Raw genomic sequence first — 20565 nt, forward strand, 5'->3', positions numbered from 1 at the left:
GGCTGCTGTTGTCAGTGGAGAGGAAGTGGCTCGGTTTCGGCAAGGGTAGCATGAAATCCATGTGCATGAAAAAAAACGATTAATTTTCACACGCTAGGTTCATGCTCCTCGGCTGAAGTTCTTGCGGAAAGCTTTCCTTCATGCCTTTAGAAAATCGATAAGAGTATGATATTGAAATAAAAATCTAGAAAATCACGAGGCTCGTTCGATCCAGACCACTTGGCGGGCCGCGAGGCATCGAGACTGGTCGTTCTCTAGGCAAAATGAAAAAATATTTTATTTTTTCATTTAAAAGTTTATAAACCCTTGCTACTTTCATTTCTGTGAGGCCATTAGCCGCTTGCTTCATGCGCGCCGAGTGGTCATTCCAACAACAAGAGATGATGATGCGAGGATCTGCAACGATGAATCGCCCCTACAACAACAAGCCTCATCGGCGGGGCGGGGTAACGACCCGCCTGTTCGGTGAATACGATCACACCCTGTTCTGGCCGGTGCTGACGGTATACGCATCGATCATCGCCTGCGCCCTGTTCTTGCCCGAGGCCACCGGAGCGACGCTATCGGGCATCCGAGACTTTCTGATCTTCAATTTCGGCTGGAGCTTCCTGCTGGGCGTGGGGGCGACCTTGATTTTCTGTCTGTATCTGGTCATCAGCCCCTTCGGGGACCTGAAGCTGGGTGCCGACGACGAGGTGCCGGAATTCTCCTATGGTGCCTGGATATCGATGCTGTTCAGTTGCGGTTTCGGCATCGGGTTTGTCTTCTTCAGTGTTGCCGAACCTCTGACCCATCTTTATGAATCCTCTCATGTCATCGACATGGGTGCCGCGGGCGAAGCCGCGGGGGTCCCCAAGGCGGTTCAGCTCACGCTGCTCGACTGGGGCATGCATGGCTGGGCCGTGTTTGCCATCGCCGCCTGGGCCATCGCCTTCCCCGCCTATCGCCTGGGGCTGCCCCTGACCGTGGCAACCGGCCTTTACGGCATTCTCGGCGAGCGCTGCAACAGGAGTATCTGGGGACGCCTGGCCAATGGACTGGGCATCATCGGCACCATCGGTGGCAATGCCACGATGATCGGGCTGGGGGTCGCGTCCATCAGCTATGGTCTCAACCAGCTGTTCGGGCTCGACCTCGGCCCCCTGGGGCAGGCTCTGGTCATGATGGTGGTGATCGTCGCCTACGTGATCTCCGCTGCCACCGGGGTGGAACGCGGTATCAAGTTTCTGAGCCAGGCCAACATGATCATGGCCGGTATCATTCTCTTTGCACTGCTCTTTTTCGGCCACGCGCCAGCGCAATACCTGTTGAATCTTGCCACTCAGCAGATTGGAGACTACTTCGGCCAGGTCCTGGCGCTGCAGTTCTGGACGGATGCCGGCAACTTCGAGCAGCGGGAATGGCTTGGCTGGTGGGTCGTCTTCTACTGGCTGTGGTACATCTCCTATATCCCCTTCTGCGGCGGCTTCATAGCGCGTATCTCCAGAGGCCGCACCCTGCGTGAATTCATTGTCGGCGTCATCCTGGTCCCCATGCTGCTGGCAATTGGCTGGTTCAGTATCTGGGGCGGGTCAGCCGGCTATGTCGATGTCAGCGGGATCGCTCCCCTCTGGGAAAGTGTCCAGGAGAAGCCGGAATCCGGCATCTATACGCTGCTCGAGAGCATGCCGGGCGGCTGGTGGCTCAGTCTGATGGTGCTTTTCAACATCGTGGTCTTTGCGGTCACCACCTCGGACTCGGCTTCCTTCTTTGCCGCCATGCAGGTGTCCAACGGCCAGGAAAACCCGAAGGTTTCCATGCGTCTTCTCTGGGGCGTGGTAATCGGGTTTACCGGCATCATGTTCCAGCTCACCGGCGGGTTCGATGCCATCAGAAGCCTGGCCATCGTGGTGGGAGCACCGTTCTTCTTCGTCGGTATCGCCTACATGGTCTCGGTGTACCGAATGCTCAACTCGGCGAAGAAGGGCGGCATGAGAAACGATGATTTCGGTGTGTTTGCCAGAGGACTCGCCTCCTACGTCAAGCCCGCGAAAGCGGTTCGGGAGTCTCAGGAATAGATCGCCTTGTCCTTGAGCAATCGAAAACACCTGGTCGTTAACACGCCCCCTCGGGGGCATCATCTGCAGTCTTGAGCAAGGTGGATAAAACCGATGCCAACCCCCCAACCTTATTACCCGCATTACGATCCGCTGCGTGACGCCTCTCCTGGAACGGGGATGGATTACGCACCGACCTACTGGCGCTACCACGCGGGTGAGCCGCCCGAGGACGATGGCCCGATAAACACCGATACGCAGGCAGATGTCGTGCTGATCGGCGCCGGTTTCACCGGCCTTGCCACCGCGCTGTTTCTCGCCCGGGAATACGGCATCAAGGCGGTCGTCCTGGAAGCCAATCAGATCGGCTGGGGCTGCACCAGTCGCAACGGAGGGCAGGGGCACCTGGCCTGGGGGCGGCTGAGTCGCAGCCAGTGGGTGAAGAAATGGGGCGTCGACACCGCTCGTCGACTGCACGCCAACAGCCTCGAGGGCTTCGAGGTCTTCAAGAGCATGGCCGAGGACCCGGAGATCGACTGCGAGCCCCAGAACCACGGCAATCTGCTCATCGCCCACAGCGAGCATGCGTTGAAAGGGCTGCAAGGCGAGTCGCGCCTGTGCAACGAGGCCTTGGGTTACAAGACCCGAATCCTGGATCGCGAGACGGTGCTCAGCGAATACATCGGTGACCAGGAGTGCCACGGTGCCCTGCTCGAGCCGGTGGGAATCGCCGTTCAACCATTGAAACTGGCTTACGGCTATGCACGGGCGGCTCGCCGGCTCGGGGCCAGGATTCACACGGGAAGCCCGGTCCAGGCCTGGACGACCGAGGGCGGCGTGCATCATCTACGCACCCCGGGGGGCACCGTGCGCGCCCGGGTCGTTGGCATCGCGACTGCCGGCTATACCAGCCCGAACCTGCACAAGCTCACCGCCTATCGCAACATGCCCATCATGGCCAACTCGGTATGGACGCGCACGCTGAGCGATGACGAGATAGCCGCCTGCGGTTTTCGCTCGACCATGATCATTACCGATACCCGCAAGTTGCGTCACTACTACCGCTTCCTGCCGGAAAAACGCCTGCAGATCGGTACCCGCAGCGCCATCAGCGGGGCGGATGCCCAGAATCCCAAGCACCTGCGGACGGTGCGGGAGGCCATCGCACGCAAGTTTCCCGCGCTCGAGGGGATCGAGACGCCCTGGTTCTCCCACGGCTGGATGGATATCTCCCACGACATGATGCCGCGCATCGTGCAACCCGACTCGAAGCAGCAGGTGTTCTATGCCCAGGGCTACAGCGGCAACGGCGTCTCCTTCTCGGCCTATGCCTCGAAAAAGCTGGCCGCCCTGATTGCCGGCGAGCCGATCGCCGAGTCCGACCTTCCGATATTCAGCTCGCCGCTGCCCGGCCATCCGCTGCGTCCCATTCGCCGGCTGGGTCAGCGAGCGCTCTACAAGTACTTCCAGGTACTGGATGCCGTGCGCTGATGAGGCGCTCATGACACGAACGGAGATAGAAAATGACCGACCAAGACATGCAGGCGCTGTTCGCTGCCTTCAATCGCCACGATATCGACGCGGTGATGTCCCACTTCCACGACGACATCGTGTTCGAAACCGTTGCCGGAGCGGAGACCTACGGTACCCGTATCACCGGGAAGCTGGCGGTCGGCGAGCAGTTCGAGAACACCTGGGGAACGATGCCGGATGTTCAGTGGCGAAATGGCAAGCATTTCTTCGTGGACGACAAGGTGGTCTCGGAGTCGACCTTCGTGGCGACTCTGCCCGATGGCAAACGTGTTCATGCGGACGGGGTGGACATTTTCACGCTTCGCGATGGCAAGATCGTGGGCAAGCAGGCGTTTCGCAAGCAGCGCCCGCCGTTCGATCCGACCCCGCAAGTGTAAAAAATAACACTCTAATGTTTTAAATATGAACCGATGGCTCTCGCATGCGAGGACTTGGGGCAATATGATGGCCATGATCCTCGACATGCACGTGCGCAGGGAGAGGCCGACATACCGTACTTCCGCCGAACATCCAAGGAGCCATCATGACGCTACAGTTGAAAGACCCCAGCTTGTTGAAGACGAAGGCCTACATCGACGGCCAGTGGGTCGACGGTGACGCCGGGGAGACCTTCGATGTCGTCAACCCTGCCACCGGCGAGACGATCACCCAGGTGGCCAGCGTGGGTGCCGAGGAGACCCGTCGTGCCATCGAGGCGGCCCAGCGCGCCATGCCAGCCTGGCAGGCCAAGACCGCCAAGGAGCGTGCGGCGATCCTGCGGCGCTGGTTCGATCTGATGATGGAAAACCAGGAAGACCTGGCGGTGCTCATGACCAGCGAGCAGGGCAAGGTGCTGGCGGAATCCCGAGGCGAGGTGGCCTACGGCGCCTCCTTCATCGAGTGGTTCGCCGAGGAAGCCAAGCGCATCTATGGCGACGTGATCCCTACCGTGGCCAACGATCGGCGCCTGCTCACCATCAAGCAGCCAGTGGGCGTGGTGGGGGCCATCGCGCCCTGGAATTTTCCCAACGCCATGCTGGCCCGCAAGGCCGGACCGGCGCTGGCGGTGGGCTGTACCTTCGTCATGAAGCCGGCCAAGGAAACCCCGCTTTCCGCCATGGCCATGGTCGAACTGGCCGAGCGTGCCGGCATGCCCAGGGGCGTGCTCAATCTGGTGGCGGGCAAGAGCGCCAGCGCCATCGGCAACGAACTCACCAGCAACCCCATCGTGCGCAAGGTCACCTTCACCGGCTCGACGGCGGTGGGCAAGCAGCTGCTCAAGCAGTGCGCCGACACCGTCAAGAAGGTTTCCATGGAACTCGGCGGCAACGCCCCGGTCATCGTCTTCGACGATGCGGACCTGGACAAGGCCGTGGCCGGCGCCCTGGCCTCCAAGTACCGCAACGCCGGGCAGACCTGCATCTGCGCCAACCGCATTCTGGTCCAGGACGGCATCTATGACGCCTTCGTCGAGAAGTTCACCGCCAAGGTCAACGAGTTCAAGCTTGGCAACGGCCTGGAGGAAGGCGTGACCATGGGGCCGCTGGTCAACGAAGGCGCCGTGAAGGACGTGCACGAACTGGTCGAGGATGCCCGTTCCAAGGGCGCCAAGGCGACCACCGGCGGTGCGCCGGCGGACAAGGGCGCCTGCTTCTACCAGCCCACGGTGCTGACCGATGTCAACAAGGACATGCGCATCTTTCATGAAGAGATCTTCGGGCCGGTGGCGCCGCTGTTCCGCTTCAGCGACGAGGCCGAGGCCATCGCCATGGCCAACGACACCGAGGTGGGTCTGGCATCCTACATCTATACCCGGGATGTCGGGCGTGCCTGGCGCGTCTCGGAAGGCATCGAGTACGGCATGGTCGGCGTCAACGAGGTGGCCATCACCAGCGAGGTGATTCCCTTCGGTGGCATCAAGGAGTCCGGCCTGGGCCGCGAGGGCTCCAAGTACGGCGTCGAGGATTACCTGGAGATGAAGTACATCTGCATGGGGGGCATCGATAGCTGATCGATAGCGGCCACGCATCGATGATGAAGCCGGCGAAAAATCGTCGGCTTTCTTCATAGGAGGCTGGCAGGGGGTGTACTAGGCTTTCGAAAAACGCGTTTCGGATCTTCGAGGATCGCTTATGAGCACTCACCTCAGCCCCAAGCTGCAACCCTGGCTGGATCAGGTCAACACGCTGCTGGCTCAGCAGCGCAAGGAGGGAGCTTCTTTTTCGCCGGTCAGCGCGCGGGAGGCACTGGCCTACGTGACCATGACGCTGGTCACGCAACGCCCTGAGCTGCCCTGGGTCGGGGACGTGGTGGTCGACACCGGCGACTATCCGGTGCCGGTGCGCCTCTACGATCCGGCGCCGGAAACACCCAAGCCGGTGTGCGTCTATCTGCACGGCGGCGGCCACATGTCCGGAGGCGTGACGGTCTACGATGCGATCTGTCGCAAGCTGGCCGAGGCGAGCGGCCATCTGGTGGTGTCGGTAGAATATCGCCTGGCGCCGGAATGTCCGTACCCCGCCGCGGTGGAAGACACCCTGGCGGTCCTCGAGCATCTCTGGCCGGCGCTGGAAGCCAAGCAACGCCGGGTCGTCGAGTCGCTGAGCGTGGCCGGCGATTCCGCGGGTGGCGCCCTGGCCGCGACGGCCAGTGCCCGGTTGCAGGGTGACGGGCATATTCCCCTGCATCGCCAGATACTCATCTACCCGAGTCTCGATTACACCCTCTCCTACCCCTCCGTGCAGGCCCTGGGCCAGGGCTACTTCCTGGAAGAGGCGCGCATCCGCTGGTATTTCGACAACTACTTTCGGCTGGGTGGCGACCGCCACAGGGCCTCGCCGCTGTCCATGCCGCTGACCGCGGCCATGCCGGAGACCCTGGTCGTCACCGCCGGCTTCTGCCCGCTGCGCGACGAGGGGCTGGCCTACGTGAAGCGCCTGGAAGAGAGCGGTGTGACGCACCGGCATCATCACTTCCCGGACATGCTGCACGCCTTTCTCAACATGGAGGACCTAGTGGCGCAAGAGTGCAACGAGGCGTATCGGGTGATGGCCGAGTTCTTGAACGACGGGCGGTTCATGTCATCACCTGATAGCCGATGAACCCGACGCTCAAGGCCGTCAACGCAAAGGCGATCAGGGTCAGCAGGCCATCCCGGGCGATCAGCGCCAGGCCAAATACCGTCAGGGCGGCGCCGGCGAAGTTGGCGGAGAAGGGCACCACCTCCATCAGCGGCATGGCCAGGGCGATGGCGCTACAGATGATGGCGATCGCGTAGAGCGCCGAGCCGCGGGTCAATCGACTCAGGCGGGGTTTCAAAAGCTTGTCGACGTAATGCGCCGGCTTGCGCAGGAACGTCAGTGCCCTGGCGAACTTGTCGCGTGGCACCGAACGCTCGAGCAGCCAGCGGGGCAGCCAGAGTTCCTTGCGGTGCAACAGCAGCTGCATCGAGACCAGCAGCACGAATAAACCCATCAGCGTCGGCATGCCGGGGATGTCGCCGATCAGCGGTGCCAGCGTGATGAGTCCGGCCACCAGCAGCAGCGAACCGAACGAGCGACTGCCCACCACGGCGACGATCGTGCTGACATCGACGCGCTCACGGTTCTGGGTGGCCCGACAGAGATGGTCGATCAGCTGTTCGAGGCGGGTGATTCCCTGATCATCATCGTCCATGACTGTTTCGATCCCTCTGGCCTCGTCGAAGGCAAGTCGTGTGGCTATTTATCGCGTCGAAGCATGACCTCGCGAATGATCGAAACCGGCGTCATCAGGTGCTCGCGGATCATCAGGCTTGCCCGCGGGGCATCCCGGGCCAGCAGGGCCTCGACCAGAGCCGCATGCTCCTGGCGCTTGTGCTCCAGCGCCTCGCTGGAAAAGACCGTCTCGCACAGCCATAGATGGCGGTAGCGCTCGACCTGGTCGAGCAGACTCTCGCGGACCTGCAGCAGATGACGCGAGCCGCAACCGGCGGCGATGGCACCGTGGAAGGCCTGATGGCGTCGGTCCCAGACATCGAGCATCTCCTCGGGTCCGCTGACGTCCATTACCTTGGCCAGCGTATGCGCCTTGGCCAGTATATCCGCCTCCCAGGCGACATCGCCCCGGGCGATGGCCAGCTCGACGATCAAGCCTTCCAGGTGCGCCCGCGCATCGTAGATGTCCTCGAGTTCCGACACCGACATGGGAGCGACCCGATAGCCCCGTTGACTAACGGCCACCACCAGATGTTCCGCCACCAATTGCGACAGCGCTTCGCGCAGAGGGCCGGTGCCCAGGTCGTAGCGCTCTTTCAAGCGACTCATCAAGAGCTTTTCTCCGGCTGGGTAGACGCCGCGAATGATGTCACGCTTGAGCCGGGCATAGGCGCTGACGCCGAGGTTATGTCGCGCGGGGTGCTCCATGGTTTCGCTATCCGCAGTAAAGGAATCGTCATCATAGCGAATGTCCACCCGGGCATAGAAATGTATTTTTCAAACAATAAAATTGATGTTTTATAAAAATGTAGATATTTTGAAGGCGTATCCCTGTTCCTGCTAGGAGAGCGCCATGACCGCCCTGACCCGCCTGCCCTCGATCACCATGCCTCTGCCCGATGCCATCCAGGGCTTTCATCTGTCGACGTCACCCCAGTCGGAGCGACTGCTGCAGCTGACCTTCCCCCGGGAAACCGTCGAGGCCTTTCTCGCGGCAGTGGCCGAATGGCCGGTCCAGGCCCTGGAATACAAGTCGTTCCTGCGTTTTCGCGTGGCCCGCATTCTCGACGACCTGTGCGACAACACCCTGCAGCCGGTGCTGATCAATACCCTGGTGGACCGTCATACGGGGGGCTTCCTGGTGACGCCGGAGGGCCTGGACCGGGTCGAGCAGGCCGACGACATGGTCAAGTTCGCCACCGCCGTGGCACATCTGATGGGACGCTCCAACTTCGACGCCATGAGCGGCCAGTACTACGCCCGCTTCGTGGTGCAGAATGTCGATGACTCCGACAGCTACCTGCGCCAGCCGCATCGCGTCATGGAACTGCACAACGACGGTACCTTCGTCGAGCAGGACACCGACTACGTGCTGATGATGAAGCTCGACGAGCAGCACATGCAGGGTGGCGATTCCTTGCTGCTGCATCTGGATGACTGGGAAGGGCTCGAGACGTTCTACCGCCATCCCCTGGCGCGCCGCGAGATGCGCTGGACGGCGCCGCCCAGCAAGAAGGTGGCCGAGGATGTCCATCATGCGGTCTTCGACGTGGACCGCGAGGGCCGGCCGATCATGTCCTACATCGACCAGTTCGTGCAGCCGAAGAACTTCGAGGAGGGCAACTGGCTGGCGGACCTGTCCGACTCGCTCGAAGGCAGCGCGAACAAGCTATCGGTGGCCGTGCCCATCGGCAGCTTCGTGCTGATCAACAACCATTTCTGGCTGCACGGCCGGGATCGCTTCACGCCGCACCCGGTGCTGCGCCGCGAGCTGATGCGTCAGCGTGGATATTTCACCCATGCCAAGACGCTGCGCAATCCACGCCAGGTATAATCGACGAACGAACGGGCTGTGGCGACCACGGCTCGCCCCCAACGACGCGAGGCATCACGGTGTACGACTTCATCATCATCGGCGGTGGCATCCTCGGCATGTCCACCGCCATGCAGTTGATTCAGGCTTACCCCGGGCGGCGGATGCTGCTGCTCGAAAAAGAAAACGGTCCCGCACAGCACCAGACCGGCCATAACAGCGGTGTGATCCATGCCGGTGTCTACTACACGCCGGGCAGCCTCAAAGCGCGCTTCTGCTTCGAGGGCAACCGCGCCACCAAGGCGTTCTGCGAGGCCCAGGGCATCGCCTACGAAGAGTGCGGCAAGCTGTTGGTGGCGACCAACGACATCGAGATGCAGCGCATGCAGGCCCTGTGGGAGCGCACCGAAGCCAACGGCCTGGAGCGCTATTGGCTAGGGGGGGACGAACTGCGCGAGCGTGAGCCCAACATCAGCGGGGTCGGCGGTATCTTCTTCCCCTCCAGCGGCATCGTCAGCTACGCCGAGGTCGCCGCCGCCATGGGGCGCGAGTTCGAGGCCGCCGGTGGCGAGATCCGCTATGCCACGGTGGTCACCGGGCTCGAGGAGCGTGCCCGGGAAGTGGTCGTGTCCACGAACCAGGGCGAGTTCACCACTCGCCATCTGGTCTCCTGCTCCGGACTGATGGCGGATCGCGTGGTGCGCATGCTGGGGCGTGACCCGGGCTTCACCATCTGCCCGTTTCGAGGCGAGTACTACCGACTGCCGCCGGAGCACAACCGTATCGTCAATCACTTGATCTATCCCATTCCCGACCCGGCGATGCCGTTTCTCGGGGTGCACCTGACGCGCATGATCGATGGCAGCGTCACCGTCGGCCCCAATGCGGTGCTGGCGTTCAAGCGCGAAGGCTACAGGAAGCGCGACATCTCGCTGGCCGACAGCGCGGCGATGCTGACCGATCCGGGTATCCTCAGGGTATTGAAGGCCAACCTGCGCCCGGGACTGATCGAGATGAAGAACTCGCTCTACAAGAAGGGCTATCTTCGGGAGGTGCAGAAGTACTGCCCGAGCCTGACCGAAGACGATCTGCAGCCCTACCCGGCAGGCGTGCGCGCCCAGGCGGTCTCTCGCGACGGCAAGCTCATCGACGACTTCCTGTTCGTCAATACCCAGCGCACCGTCAACGTCTGCAACGCACCATCGCCGGCGGCCACCTCGGCGATTCCCATCGGCGCGCACATCGTCGACAAGGTCAGGGCGCAGGTCGGAGAGTAAAACGCGAGAGTCGTCCCCGGCGAAACCTTCGGTGCATTGTGTTTGCGCGTATAGCCAGGGGCTGTGTCAGACGATGCGTGGCGGCTCCAGCGAGTTCTTGATCTGCTCGACTACATCCTTGAGACGGGGGCCAAGATTTTCCACCAACACCCGGTGGCTCAGGCGCAGGGAGGAGCCGCCGCAGTTGATGGCCATCACCTCGGCGCCCTCCTCGAGTATCAGCGGCATGGCCACCGCGCTGATCTCGCGTTCCCAGTCTCCTTCCGAAAGACAGAAGCCGTAGGTGGCGTAGTCGTCGAGCGACTTGTGAATCGACTGCTCGATGGCTGGCCAGTTGTCGGGGTCGCCCTGGCGCATACTGTCCATTAACTGATTGCGGCGCTCGGCGGAGATGCCGCACAGCCAGGCACGGCCGATGGCGGTAGTCGCCAGGGGGATGCGTGAGCCGGTTTCCAGGCGCATCACCAGCGGGCCGCTGCCCTGGCATACCTCGACATAGGTCATCGACAGGCGATCCGCCGTGCCCAAGGCGATCGCGCAGTCGGTGGCATCGGCCAGGCGCTGCATGTGAGGGCGGGCGATGTCGCGGATCCCCATGCTCGCCAGGTAGCGGTAGCCCAGTGCGAGAATGCCCGCGCCCAGGCGATATTTCTCCAGGCGCTCGTTGTGCTGCAGGTAGCCCAGCTGTTTGAGCGTGTAGGTCAGACGCGACACGGTGGGGCGAGGAATCCCGGTGCGGCTGGAGAGTTCGGCATTGCCCAGATATTCCTCGCCGGCCCCGAAGGCACGCAGCAGCTCGAGGCCGCGAGAGAGTGCCGTGACGAAGTTGCGGTCCTTGGCGGCGCTGTCCTGTTCGTCATCAATATGTAACGGCTTGTTCATGAGCTTCCTTTGTCGACGTGGCAAGGAATGAAAGCGAGTATGGCATAACTGATATTCAAAAGTGTCAACCGCTCCCCGAGCGAAAAAACGCCCGCGGTGAGGCGGGCGTGAGGAGATAAAGTGAGCGTCGTGCGTTACTCGAAGCGCTCGATCACCGCGGCGATGCCCTGGCCGACGCCGATGCACATGGTCACCAGCGCATAGCGGCCACCGGTCGCCTCCAGCTGGCGCAACGCGGTCAGCGCCAGACGCGCTCCCGAGGCACCCAAGGGGTGGCCGATGGCGATGGCACCGCCGTTGGGATTCAGACGACTGTCGTCGGCGGACAGTCCCAGCTGCTTGACACAGCCCAGTACCTGTACGGCAAAGGCCTCGTTGATCTCGATCAGATCCATCTGCTCCATTGTCAGGCCGGCGCGGGCCAGTGCCTTCTGACTGGAGGGCACCGGCCCAAGGCCCATCACCCGTGGCGCGACCCCGGCCACGGCACCGGAGACGATGCGTCCGCGTGGCGTCATGCCCGCCTTCTCGCCGGCCGCAAGGCTACCGACGATCATCGCCGCGGCGCCGTCGTTGAGGCCCGAGGCATTGCCCGCGGACACCACGCCATTCTCGAACAGTGCCGGCAAGCGGCCGAGCTTGTCGGCATCGCTGCCCGGGCGAGGGTGCTCGTCCTGATCCACCAGCAGGGGTGGCTGCTTGCGGCCCTGCGGCACCTCGACGGGTAACAGCTCGCCAGTGTAGAAGCCGCTTGCCAGCGCTTCCGCATAGCGGGCCTGGGAGCGTGCCGCGTAGGCATCGGCGGCGGTGCGGTCGATCTCGAGATCGTGTGCGACGTTGTCGGCGGTTTCCGGCATGCTGTGGCTGCCGTACTCCTTGGCCAGCCACGGGTTCGGAAAGCGCGAGCCGATCACCGTGTCGTAGAGGGGTTGATTGCGCGCGTAAGCGGAGTCGGCCTTGCCTAGCACATAAGGCGCACGACTCATGCTCTCCACACCCCCGGCCAGGAACAGCTCACCCTCGCCGTTGCGCGTCGCGCGGGCGGCATCGAGGATCGCGGCCAGGCCACTGCCACACAGCCGGTTGACGGTCTGGCCGGCGACCTCGATCGGCAGACCGGCGAGCAGGGCGGCGTGGCGCGCCACGTTGCGGGAATCCTCGCCGGCCTGGTTGGTACAGCCGGCCAGCACCTCCTCATAGGTATCGTTGGCAAAGGATGAGCGCTCGATGAGGTGCTTTAGGGTCAGCCCCAGCAGGTCGTCTGGGCGCACCCCGGCCAGGGCGCCACCATGGCGGCCGAAGGGGGTGCGAATACCGTCGTAAAGATAGGCGTCGTGCATGATGGATCTCCGTTGTCGATTGGCTATTGGGCGCTGACGCGGGTCAAGGGCATGCCCAGGCGTGCACGGCGGCGCAGCCAGGGGCTTGGCCGATAACGCGGGTCGCCGCTGGCGGCCTGCAGGTTTTCCAGGATGGTGAGGATACGATGCGCGCCATAATGTTCGCCCATGGCCAGTGGCCCATGGGGATAGCCCAGGCCCAGTTCGACGGCCCGGTCGATGGTCGCGGGCTCGGCGACGCGCTGCTGGGCGATGTCGGCGCCGACATTGACGATACAGGCCGCCACGCGCTGCAGCACGAAGCCTGCACTGTCGTGGATCACGCTGACCGGGGTGCCATCCTGGGCGAGCAGGGCATGCGCGGCATCGCGTATGTCGGCGCGGGTCGCCGGGCTGGTCATCAGGCAGCGACGCCGATCGAGGCCGGCGAGCATGTCGACGGCGACACAGCGGGCCGGGTCGAGATGCTGGCGCAGCGCGCTGTCGGTGGTGTCCTCGCCGTAGGGGCTAAGCAGGCACAGCGCGCTATCGCTGGGGGTATCGCCCGTCTCCAGGGTCCAGCCGGCGGCTTCGACCACCTTGGCCAATGCACGCTGCGCGTCCGCATCCTCGGGGCTGACCCACACCGGTAGTGGATCGACGCGCGGGGCGGCCGGTTCATCGGGCACCACGGCCTGACCCTCGGCGTAGCGATAGAAGCCTTCCCCGCTCTTGCGGCCCAGTAGACCGGCGGCGAGCCGCTGCCCGGTGAGTGCTGAAGGGCGAAAGCGCGGTTCCTGATAGTACTGGTGATAGATCGACTCCATCACCGCATGGGAGACATCCAGCCCGGTGAGATCGAGCAGGGTGAAGGGGCCCATGCGAAAGCCACCCTGATCCTTCAGCAGGCGATCGATGGTGACGTGATCGGCGACCCCCTCGGAAAGGATGCGCAGCGCCTCGGTGCCGAAGGCGCGCCCGGCATGATTGACCAGGAAGCCCGGCGTGTCGGTGGCCCGCGCGGTGAAATGACCGAAGCGCTGGCCCAGTGCTTCGGTGGCCTCGATCACCTCGGCAGCGGTCTTCAGCCCCGGGATGACCTCGACGATCTTCATCAACGGCACGGGATTGAAGAAGTGGAAGCCGATCACCCGCTCGGGGCGCTCGCAGGCCGCCGCAATCTCGGTGACCGACAACGAGGAGGTATTGGTGGCGAGAATCGCCTGCTCACCCAGCACTGCTTCGAGCTGCTGAAACAGCTGCTGCTTGGCGTCCACGCGCTCGACGATGGCCTCGATCACCAGCTCGCAGTCGGCGAGATCCTCCAGGGGCGTGGCTTCCATTAGCAAGGCGCTCATTTCGTCGGCCCGAGCCTGGCTGAAGCGTTGCTTCTCGACCCCGCGCGCCCACAGTTTGGCGATGAATGCCTTGGCATCGTCGACGGCGCCGTCGCGGGCATCGTGCAGCTTGACGCGCAGGCCCGCCTCGGCGGCGATCTGGGCAATTCCGCGCCCCATGGCGCCGGTGCCGACGATGCCGATGGTGGTGATGGTCTGACTCATGAGCGTTGACGCCTCCCGACTGGATCTTGAGAAGGTTTGTTTATTTCGTATAGCAAAACGCAGTTTCGAATATTGACGGTCATCATAGGCTGTGCAACAGTGCATCGCAAGATGAGCGAAGCCTTAGCAGCATGATGGTTTCGCAATGCAAAACTAAAGTCTAAGTCATTGCTCACCTCACGGCTCGACAATTCCTTCCAAAATACCCCGTACAAGACGGCAGCGAGGAAACCGCCATGATTCGCGATCAGGAACTTCTCGATCAGTTGCTCGATACGCTTTCACGCTTCGTGCGCGAGCGTCTGATTCCCAACGAGGCCCGCCTCGCCGAAGAGGATGCGGTACCCCCCGAGATTCTTGCGGAGATGAAGGACATGGGCCTGTTTGGCCTGTCGATTCCCGAGGAGTACGGCGGCCTCGGCCTGACCATGGAAGAGGAAGCCTTGGTCGCCATGGAGATCGGCAAGACTTCGCCGGCCTTTCGCTCGGTCTTCGGCACCAACAATGGCATCGGCGCCCAGGGCATCCTGATCGACGGCAGCGATGAACAGAAGGCCAAGTATGTGCCGCGCCTGGCGACCGGCGAGATCATCAGCTCGTTCTGCCTCACCGAGCCGGATTCCGGTTCCGATGCCGCCAGCCTGCGCACCACGGCGATTCGCGATGGCGATCATTACGTGCTCAACGGCACCAAGCGCTACATCACCAATGGCCCCGAGGCCGACCTGTTCACGGTGATGGCGCGCACCGACCCCCAGAACAAGGGGGCCGGTGGCATCAGCGCCTTCATCGTCGAGGGCGATACCCCAGGCATTCACCGTGGCCCAGCGGATAAGAAGATGGGCCAGAAGGGCGCCCATACCTGCGACATCATCTTCGACAACTGCCGGGTGCCGGCCGAGAACATCATCGGTGGGCGCGAGGGCAAGGGCTTCAAGACCGCCATGAAGGTGCTCGATCGCGGCCGTCTGCATATCTCGGCGGTCTGCGTCGGTGTGGCCGAGCGCTTGGTCGAGGAGTCGCTGCGCTTCGCCATGGAACGTCAGCAGTTCGGCTGCGCGCTGGCCGAGCATCAGCTGGTCCAGGCGATGCTCGCTGACAGCAAGACCGAAGCCTATGCCGGGCGCACCATGGTCATGGACGCCGCGCGGCGCAAGGATGCCGAGGAGGATGTCTCGACGCTGGCCTCCTGCGCCAAGCTGTTCTGCGCGGAGATGGTCGGGCGCGTCGCCGATCGCGCGGTGCAGATCCATGGCGGTGCCGGCTACATGGCCGAATACGCGGTCGAACGCTTCTATCGCGACGTGCGGCTGTTCCGCATCTATGAAGGCACCACCCAGATCCAGCAGTTGGTGATCGCACGCAACATGGTTCGGGAGGCGCAGTGATGCGACTGTCACATTCCATACACGCCCCGGACGAACTCATCAACGGCCGCTGGGCCAGCGAGCTGGTGGCCGAACTGCCCGACCGCCTGAGCACGCGGGTCCTTGAGCTGGCCAAGCGGCAGCCGGACCAGGAAGCCCTCGTCGATGACGAGGTGCGTTGGCGTTACGCCGACCTGGCGGACGAGGTGCGCGCGGCCGTCGAATGGTTGGTCTCGTTGGATGTGCGTCCCGGCGATCGCTTGATGACGGTGAGCGAGAACTGCCGTGCGCTGGTCGTGCTGCTGCTGGCGGCCAGTGAACTGGATGCTTGGCTGGCGATCGTCAATTCGCGTCTGTCGGCCAAGGAGATCGATCTGATCCATGCCAACTGCGAGCCGCGGCGGGTCTTCTATACATCGGCGGTCTCCAAGGAAGCCCGCATGCATGGCGAACGCCATGATGCCGAGACCTTCCGTCATCCGCGCCTCGGTGAACTGATGATCGGACCGCTGTCGGACACCTCGCCGGAGCCCGTTCATGCCAGCGGCGCCGAACAGGTGGCAGCGATGATCTATACCTCGGGTACCACCGGCACGCCCAAGGGCGTGATGCTGACCCACCGGGGCATCCTGTACATCGCCTCCATCTCCGGCGGCATGCGTCATCTGACCCAAGGCCAGCGGGTCTATGGCGTGCTGCCGATGTCGCATGTGTTCGGCCTGGCCTCGGTGTGCATGGGCTCGCTATACAATGGCGCCAGTCTCTATCCGGTGCCGCGCTTCGAGGCGCCGGCCTTGGCCGAGGCGCTGGTGACCGAGCGCATCACCGTGCTGCAGGGCGTGCCGGCGATGTATGCGCGCATGCTCGAATACCTCAAGCAGCAAGGCCAGACACTGAAAGCGCCTGCGCTGATCTACATGTCGGCGGGTGGCTCGCCGCTGGATAGCGATCTCAAGCGCCGTGTCGAGGCCTGCTTCGGGCTGACTCTGCACAATGGCTACGGCCTCACCGAGGCGAGCCCAACGATCAGCCAGACACGCATCGATGATAGCTATGCCAGTACCACCGTCGGCCGCGTGCTGCCGCTGCTCGAATATCGTCTCGAGCCGCTGGGCAGCACCGATGATGAGGCACCGGAGACCGGCGAGCTGTGGGTGCGCGGCCCCAATGTGATGCGCGGTTATTTCCGCCAACCCGAGGCCACTCGCGCTTGTCTCGATGAGGACGGCTGGCTGAATACCGGCGACATCGCGCGCGTCGACGACAGCGGCGAACTGTTCATCGTCGGGCGCAGCAAGGAGCTGATCATCCGTTCGGGGTTCAACATCTATCCGCCGGATGTCGAGGCGGTATTCAACGAGCATCCCGACGTCACGCTCTCGGCGGTGGTCGGGCGCCAGGTATCGGGCAACGAGGAGGTGATCGCCTTCGTTCAGTGCGAACCCGGCGCCAGCGTGACCGAAGACGAACTGCGCCGGTTCGTGGCCGAGCGTCTGGCGCCCTACAAGCGCCCCAGCCAGATCTTCCTGGTGGATACGCTGCCGGCCACCGCTACCGGCAAGATCCTGAAAGGCGCACTGCGCCGCCAGGCTCAGGAGGGCTACCCGCATGACTGAACGCAGCTTGCCGCTGGAGGGCGCCCCGGGTGGCTCCCAGGAGGAAGACAACGGTCTCGTGCAGATGGGGTTCCAGCGTTTGCTCGGCATGCATGTCGGCGAATGGTCGGAGGATCGGGCGGTGGTCGAACTCAGCATCGGTGAGCAGCATCTGAATCGCAGCGGTATCGTCCACGGTGGCGTGCTGACCTCGCTGCTGGATACCGCGCTGAGCCTCTCCGGCCTGTATTGCAGCGTGCCCGGCAACGTACGCAAGGGCATGACCCTGTCGCTGACCACCACCTTCGTGGCCGCGGCACGCGGCGGTGTGCTACGTGCCGTGGGCCAGCGCCGCGGTGGCGGCAAGGCGACCTTCATGGCCAGCGGCGAGGTGCTCGACGCGGCAGGCAATGTCGTGGCGATGGGCGAAGGCACCTTTCGTGTGCGTAGCGCCAGTCAGTCGCCGGAAGGCGAACCGGCATGACGGCGGTCAACCCGACGGACTGGCGCGACACCTCCCTCTCGCGGCTGCTCAAGACGCGGCTGCCGATCATGGCCACCGGGCTGCAGTGGCTGGCCAATGCCGATTACGTGGCGGCGGCAGTGAACAGCGGCATGATGGGTTTCATCACCGCCGCGAGCTTTGCCGATACCGCGGCGCTACGCGACGAGATCCAGCGTTGCCGCGAATTGCTGGGCACGCGCGCCTTCGGCGTCAATGTCTCGATGTTGCCCAAGCTGCTGCCCGGCGATCGTACCGAGGAGATCATGGCGCTGATCGCCGACGAACGCATCGCGGTGGTCGAGACCTCGGGACGCGATCCCACGGCCTACGTTGCTGCGCTCAAGGCCAGTGGCTGCCGGGTCGTGCACAAGGTGCCGCAACTGCGGCATGCCTTGAAGGCCGAGGCCGCCGGCGTGGATGCCGTGACGCTGGTGGGTGCCGAGTGCGGTGGTCATCCCGGTGAGTCACCGGTCGGCACTCTGGTGCAGGGCGCGCTGGCCGCCCGAGCCCTGAGGATTCCCTTTGCCTTGGGTGGCGGCATCGCCTGCGGCGAGCAGATCGTCGCGGCATTGGCGCTGGGGGCCGCGGGCGTGGCGATCGGCACCCGCTTTCTGGTCGCCGACGAGATTCCCGCCCATGCGGATTACAAGCAGCGCCTGGTCGAGGCACAGCCTGGCGATACCACCCTGATCCTGTCATCGGTACGCAACTCGATGCGGGTGCTGCGCAACGATACCACCGCGACGGTGCAGGCGCTCGAAGGGGATGGTGTCAACGATATCCAGCAATTGCTCCCGTATGTGCGCGGCACCCTCGGCAAGGCCGCCTATGCCAGTGGTGATTGGCGTCAAGGGGCGCTGTCCGCCGGCCAGGGCGTTGGCCTGATGACCCGCAGCGCCTCGCTGGCCGAGATCATTGCCGAGCTCGAGCAGGAAGCCGATACGGCACTGGCCCGGTTGGGCATTGGAGACGGTGGCGTGTGACGCGACGCATGGGCGCATTGCTGCTGGCTGGCGTCATGCTCGCCAGCCTGGCCGGGCTGGTGCTGGACAGTGCCTGGGCGCATGGTCTGGCGAGCGTCTTGTTGGGCGGCTATCTGCTCTCGCAGCATGGCCGCTTGTCGTCCATGGCGTTGGGGCTATTGTCCTTCGCCGCCATCACCACCGCGATCGCCCTGTGGCGCCTCGATGCTCCCTGGCCTCTGCTGGGCGAGGCGATGGAACGTTTCGCCTTCTTCGCCACCTTCGTCGCCGCACTGAGTCTGCTGCGGCTACCCGCCTATCGCTCGCGTCTGGTACGTCGCTGCGGCCAGGCCATGCTGCACCAGTCGCCGGCGCGGCGCTACCCGATCCTGTCGCTGGGTGCGGGGTTGTTCGGGGTGATCCTCAATATCGGCGTGCTCAATCTGTTCGCCGGCATGATCGAGAAGAGCAACACCCTGGCGGCGGCCAACGGTCGACAATGGGTGCAGAAGGCGCGTCGTCGCCGCATGCTGATGGCACTCTTGCGCGGCTTCGCCCTGGCCCCGCTGATCTCGCCGATGGGCATCGGCGTGGCGGTGATTCTCGCCAGCATGCCGTCGGTACTCTGGCGCGATTTGGCGCCCTACGCCTACGGCGCGGCCTTGGTGATCTTCTTGATCGGCTGGCTGGTCGATCAGCTGACTGGCCCCCATCCGCCACGTCGCCACCCGCCATCGCCGACACCGTCGTTACGCCCGCTCGGCGGGTTCTGTCTGCTGCTGCTGGGCATCGTGCTGCTGGTGTTCACGCTGGCCTATTTACTGGACGTGCGCCTACCGATCGCCACGCTGGTCGGGGCACCCCTGGCTTCCTGGGTATGGTTGGCCTGGCAGCGCCGACGCCTGGGCACACTGGGGGTCATACCCGCCGCCGTGACCTTCTATCGCCAGCTGCCCTGGTTGCTGGGACCGCTTGGCAGCGAGGTGGTGGTGCTCGGCTCGGCAGGCTATGCGGGCCACCTGTGGGTGGCACTGAGCGATCCACAAGTGCTGGCGGACTCGTTGACCTGGCTGGTGCCATTGGGGGCCTGGAATGCCATCTTCGCAATGCTGATGGTATTGATAACGGCCCAGGTCGGCCTTAACCCGATCGTCAGCGTGACCCTGCTGGCAGGACTCCTGCCTGCGCTCGGGATCCCCGGCCTGACGCCGCCGCTGATCGGCGTGTCACTCATGGTGGGTTGGGCGCTGGCGCTGATGTCGTCTCCCCTCACGGCCTCGATGTTGATCCTGTCCCGCTTCACCGGGGTGTCTTCGTGGCGCATCGGTTACCGCTGGAATGGTCTTTTCATGCTGGGTGTGATTCCGGCGATGGTGGCCTGGTTCCTGCTGGCCAACGGCACCTAGTGACGGATTCGTATTTTGTCAGGCGGTTTTACTTCCTACACCTTTGGTATAGACGCGTTGTCATGGGCTTGACGGCATGAGCCCAGGAACCCTATCGTTCACAAAATTATGCGAAATGATGTTCCGCATAGAGAAATAAACAGGAGTTGGCCATGAAAATCCTCGTCGCGGTCAAACGCGTCATTGATTACAACGTCAAGATTCGCGTCAAGGCGGATCACTCCGACGTCGATCTCACCAACGTCAAGATGGCCATGAACCCGTTCTGCGAGATCGCCGTGGAAGAGGCGGTGCGGCTGAAGGAGAAGGGCGTGGCCAGCGAAGTGGTCGCCGTCACCATCGGCCCCAAGGCGGCCCAGGAACAGCTCAGGACCGCCCTGGCCCTGGGCGCCGACCGGGCCATTCATGTCGAGACCGAGGAGCGTGTCGAGTCCCTGGCGGTGGCCAAGCTGCTCAAGCAGGTCATCGACGAGGAGCAACCCCAACTGACCATCCTCGGCAAGCAGGCCATCGACACCGACAACAACCAGACCGGCCAGATGCTGGCCGCCCTGACCGGCCTGCCTCAGGGCACCTTCGCCTCGAAGCTCGAGGTGCAGGATGACAAGCTCAGCGTCACCCGCGAGATCGACGG

18 protein-coding genes are annotated in these 20565 nt (G+C 63.5%); 13 read left to right on the top strand and 5 right to left on the bottom strand.

Annotation, left to right across the window (positions count from 1 at the left end; translation table 11 throughout):
* The first annotated feature begins 404 nt into the window (after nt 1-404).
* The 5 genes from BUA41_RS06070 to BUA41_RS06090 all read left to right on the top strand — a co-directional run bounded on the left by BUA41_RS06070 (nt 405) and on the right by BUA41_RS06090 (nt 6649).
* Nucleotides 405-2057 (top strand): BCCT family transporter, encoded by a 1653-nt coding sequence (locus BUA41_RS06070; protein ID WP_072820765.1) that lies wholly within the window; start codon nt 405-407, stop codon nt 2055-2057.
* Nucleotides 2058-2150: 93 nt separating this feature from the next.
* Nucleotides 2151-3527: an NAD(P)/FAD-dependent oxidoreductase gene (locus BUA41_RS06075; protein WP_072820767.1), complete on the top strand. Its 1377-nt coding sequence runs from the start codon at nt 2151-2153 to the stop codon at nt 3525-3527.
* 32 nt (nt 3528-3559) lie between these two features.
* Nucleotides 3560-3946 carry a nuclear transport factor 2 family protein gene (locus BUA41_RS06080; protein WP_072820769.1) on the top strand — a complete coding sequence of 129 codons (387 nt, stop codon included), beginning with the start codon at nt 3560-3562 and terminating at the stop codon, nt 3944-3946.
* A gap of 146 nt (nt 3947-4092) precedes the next feature.
* A complete protein-coding gene (locus tag BUA41_RS06085) occupies nt 4093-5559 on the top strand; it encodes an NAD-dependent succinate-semialdehyde dehydrogenase (protein WP_072820771.1) in 1467 nt (488 codons plus the stop codon).
* A gap of 121 nt (nt 5560-5680) precedes the next feature.
* Nucleotides 5681-6649 carry an alpha/beta hydrolase gene (locus BUA41_RS06090; protein ID WP_072820773.1) on the top strand — a complete coding sequence of 323 codons (969 nt, stop codon included), beginning with the start codon at nt 5681-5683 and terminating at the stop codon, nt 6647-6649.
* On the opposite strand, the gene BUA41_RS06095 is transcribed toward BUA41_RS06090, so the two are convergent.
* Nucleotides 6624-7223 carry an exopolysaccharide biosynthesis protein gene (locus tag BUA41_RS06095; protein ID WP_072820775.1) on the bottom strand — a complete coding sequence of 200 codons (600 nt, stop codon included), beginning with the start codon at nt 7221-7223 and terminating at the stop codon, nt 6624-6626. The genes BUA41_RS06090 and BUA41_RS06095 overlap by 26 nt on opposite strands.
* Nucleotides 7224-7267: 44 nt before the next feature.
* Entirely contained in the window at nt 7268-7951 is a 684-nt protein-coding gene (gene csiR / locus BUA41_RS06100; protein ID WP_072820777.1) for a DNA-binding transcriptional regulator CsiR, read from the bottom strand.
* 145 nt (nt 7952-8096) lie between these two features.
* On the opposite strand from csiR, the gene glaH reads away from it, so the two are divergent.
* Together glaH and lhgD are read left to right on the top strand one after the other, a co-directional pair.
* The gene (gene glaH, locus BUA41_RS06105) at nt 8097-9077 is read left to right on the top strand and encodes a glutarate dioxygenase GlaH (RefSeq protein ID WP_072820779.1); all 981 of its coding nucleotides are present in this window, start codon (nt 8097-8099) and stop codon (nt 9075-9077) included.
* Between the two features lie 59 nt (nt 9078-9136).
* Nucleotides 9137-10333 (top strand): L-2-hydroxyglutarate dehydrogenase, encoded by a 1197-nt coding sequence (gene lhgD, locus BUA41_RS06110; RefSeq protein ID WP_072820781.1) that lies wholly within the window; start codon nt 9137-9139, stop codon nt 10331-10333.
* A gap of 66 nt (nt 10334-10399) precedes the next feature.
* Here the strand turns inward: lhgD and BUA41_RS06115 are convergent, their stop codons facing one another.
* From BUA41_RS06115 to BUA41_RS06125, 3 genes are all read right to left on the bottom strand, one after another.
* Entirely contained in the window at nt 10400-11215 is an 816-nt protein-coding gene (locus BUA41_RS06115; protein ID WP_072820783.1) for an IclR family transcriptional regulator, read from the bottom strand.
* 134 nt (nt 11216-11349) lie between these two features.
* Nucleotides 11350-12555, bottom strand: a complete 1206-nt coding sequence (locus BUA41_RS06120) for a 3-oxoadipyl-CoA thiolase (protein WP_072820785.1) — start codon at nt 12553-12555, stop codon at nt 11350-11352.
* 23 nt (nt 12556-12578) lie between these two features.
* Complete coding sequence (locus tag BUA41_RS06125; protein ID WP_072820787.1) at nt 12579-14096, bottom strand: 3-hydroxyacyl-CoA dehydrogenase; 1518 nt, start codon at nt 14094-14096, stop codon at nt 12579-12581.
* 236 nt (nt 14097-14332) lie between these two features.
* On the opposite strand from BUA41_RS06125, the gene BUA41_RS06130 reads away from it, so the two are divergent.
* The 6 genes from BUA41_RS06130 to BUA41_RS06155 form a co-directional block, all read left to right on the top strand.
* A complete protein-coding gene (locus BUA41_RS06130) occupies nt 14333-15484 on the top strand; it encodes an acyl-CoA dehydrogenase family protein (protein ID WP_072820789.1) in 1152 nt (383 codons plus the stop codon).
* A complete protein-coding gene (locus tag BUA41_RS06135; protein WP_072820791.1) occupies nt 15484-17079 on the top strand; it encodes a class I adenylate-forming enzyme family protein in 1596 nt (531 codons plus the stop codon). The genes BUA41_RS06130 and BUA41_RS06135 overlap by 1 nt, the downstream gene beginning before the upstream one ends.
* Nucleotides 17072-17542, top strand: a complete 471-nt coding sequence (locus tag BUA41_RS06140) for a PaaI family thioesterase (RefSeq protein WP_072820793.1) — start codon at nt 17072-17074, stop codon at nt 17540-17542. Before BUA41_RS06135 ends, BUA41_RS06140 begins: the two co-directional genes overlap by 8 nt.
* On the top strand, nt 17539-18546 hold the full coding sequence (locus tag BUA41_RS06145) for an NAD(P)H-dependent flavin oxidoreductase (RefSeq protein WP_072820795.1): 1008 nt from the start codon (nt 17539-17541) through the stop codon (nt 18544-18546). The genes BUA41_RS06140 and BUA41_RS06145 overlap by 4 nt, the downstream gene beginning before the upstream one ends.
* Nucleotides 18543-19931 (top strand): hypothetical protein, encoded by a 1389-nt coding sequence (locus BUA41_RS06150; RefSeq protein WP_245791857.1) that lies wholly within the window; start codon nt 18543-18545, stop codon nt 19929-19931. The genes BUA41_RS06145 and BUA41_RS06150 overlap by 4 nt, the downstream gene beginning before the upstream one ends.
* Before the next feature lie 152 nt (nt 19932-20083).
* On the top strand, nt 20084-20565 hold a 482-nt coding region (locus BUA41_RS06155), incomplete at its 3' end, for an electron transfer flavoprotein subunit beta/FixA family protein (protein WP_139249063.1).

The sequence above is a fragment of the Modicisalibacter ilicicola DSM 19980 genome, assembly GCF_900128925.1.
Lineage (GTDB): Bacteria > Pseudomonadota > Gammaproteobacteria > Pseudomonadales > Halomonadaceae > Modicisalibacter > Modicisalibacter ilicicola.

Excerpts from the sequence above, each read along its gene's own strand:
- BUA41_RS06080 (WP_072820769.1), top strand. The coding sequence starts at position 3,560 with ATGACCGACCAAGACATGCAGGCGCTGTTCGCTGCCTTCAATCGCCAC.
- BUA41_RS06095 (WP_072820775.1), bottom strand. The coding sequence starts at position 7,223 with ATGGACGATGATGATCAGGGAATCACCCGCCTCGAACAGCTGATCGAC.
- csiR (WP_072820777.1), bottom strand. The coding sequence starts at position 7,951 with ATGGAGCACCCCGCGCGACATAACCTCGGCGTCAGCGCCTATGCCCGG.
- BUA41_RS06140 (WP_072820793.1), top strand. The coding sequence starts at position 17,072 with ATGACTGAACGCAGCTTGCCGCTGGAGGGCGCCCCGGGTGGCTCCCAG.
- BUA41_RS06090 (WP_072820773.1), top strand. The coding sequence starts at position 5,681 with ATGAGCACTCACCTCAGCCCCAAGCTGCAACCCTGGCTGGATCAGGTC.
- BUA41_RS06120 (WP_072820785.1), bottom strand. The coding sequence starts at position 12,555 with ATGCACGACGCCTATCTTTACGACGGTATTCGCACCCCCTTCGGCCGC.
- glaH (WP_072820779.1), top strand. The coding sequence starts at position 8,097 with ATGACCGCCCTGACCCGCCTGCCCTCGATCACCATGCCTCTGCCCGAT.
- BUA41_RS06085 (WP_072820771.1), top strand. The coding sequence starts at position 4,093 with ATGACGCTACAGTTGAAAGACCCCAGCTTGTTGAAGACGAAGGCCTAC.
- BUA41_RS06125 (WP_072820787.1), bottom strand. The coding sequence starts at position 14,096 with ATGAGTCAGACCATCACCACCATCGGCATCGTCGGCACCGGCGCCATG.
- BUA41_RS06130 (WP_072820789.1), top strand. The coding sequence starts at position 14,333 with ATGATTCGCGATCAGGAACTTCTCGATCAGTTGCTCGATACGCTTTCA.
- BUA41_RS06115 (WP_072820783.1), bottom strand. The coding sequence starts at position 11,215 with ATGAACAAGCCGTTACATATTGATGACGAACAGGACAGCGCCGCCAAG.
- BUA41_RS06135 (WP_072820791.1), top strand. The coding sequence starts at position 15,484 with ATGCGACTGTCACATTCCATACACGCCCCGGACGAACTCATCAACGGC.
- BUA41_RS06075 (WP_072820767.1), top strand. The coding sequence starts at position 2,151 with ATGCCAACCCCCCAACCTTATTACCCGCATTACGATCCGCTGCGTGAC.
- BUA41_RS06070 (WP_072820765.1), top strand. The coding sequence starts at position 405 with ATGAATCGCCCCTACAACAACAAGCCTCATCGGCGGGGCGGGGTAACG.
- BUA41_RS06145 (WP_072820795.1), top strand. The coding sequence starts at position 17,539 with ATGACGGCGGTCAACCCGACGGACTGGCGCGACACCTCCCTCTCGCGG.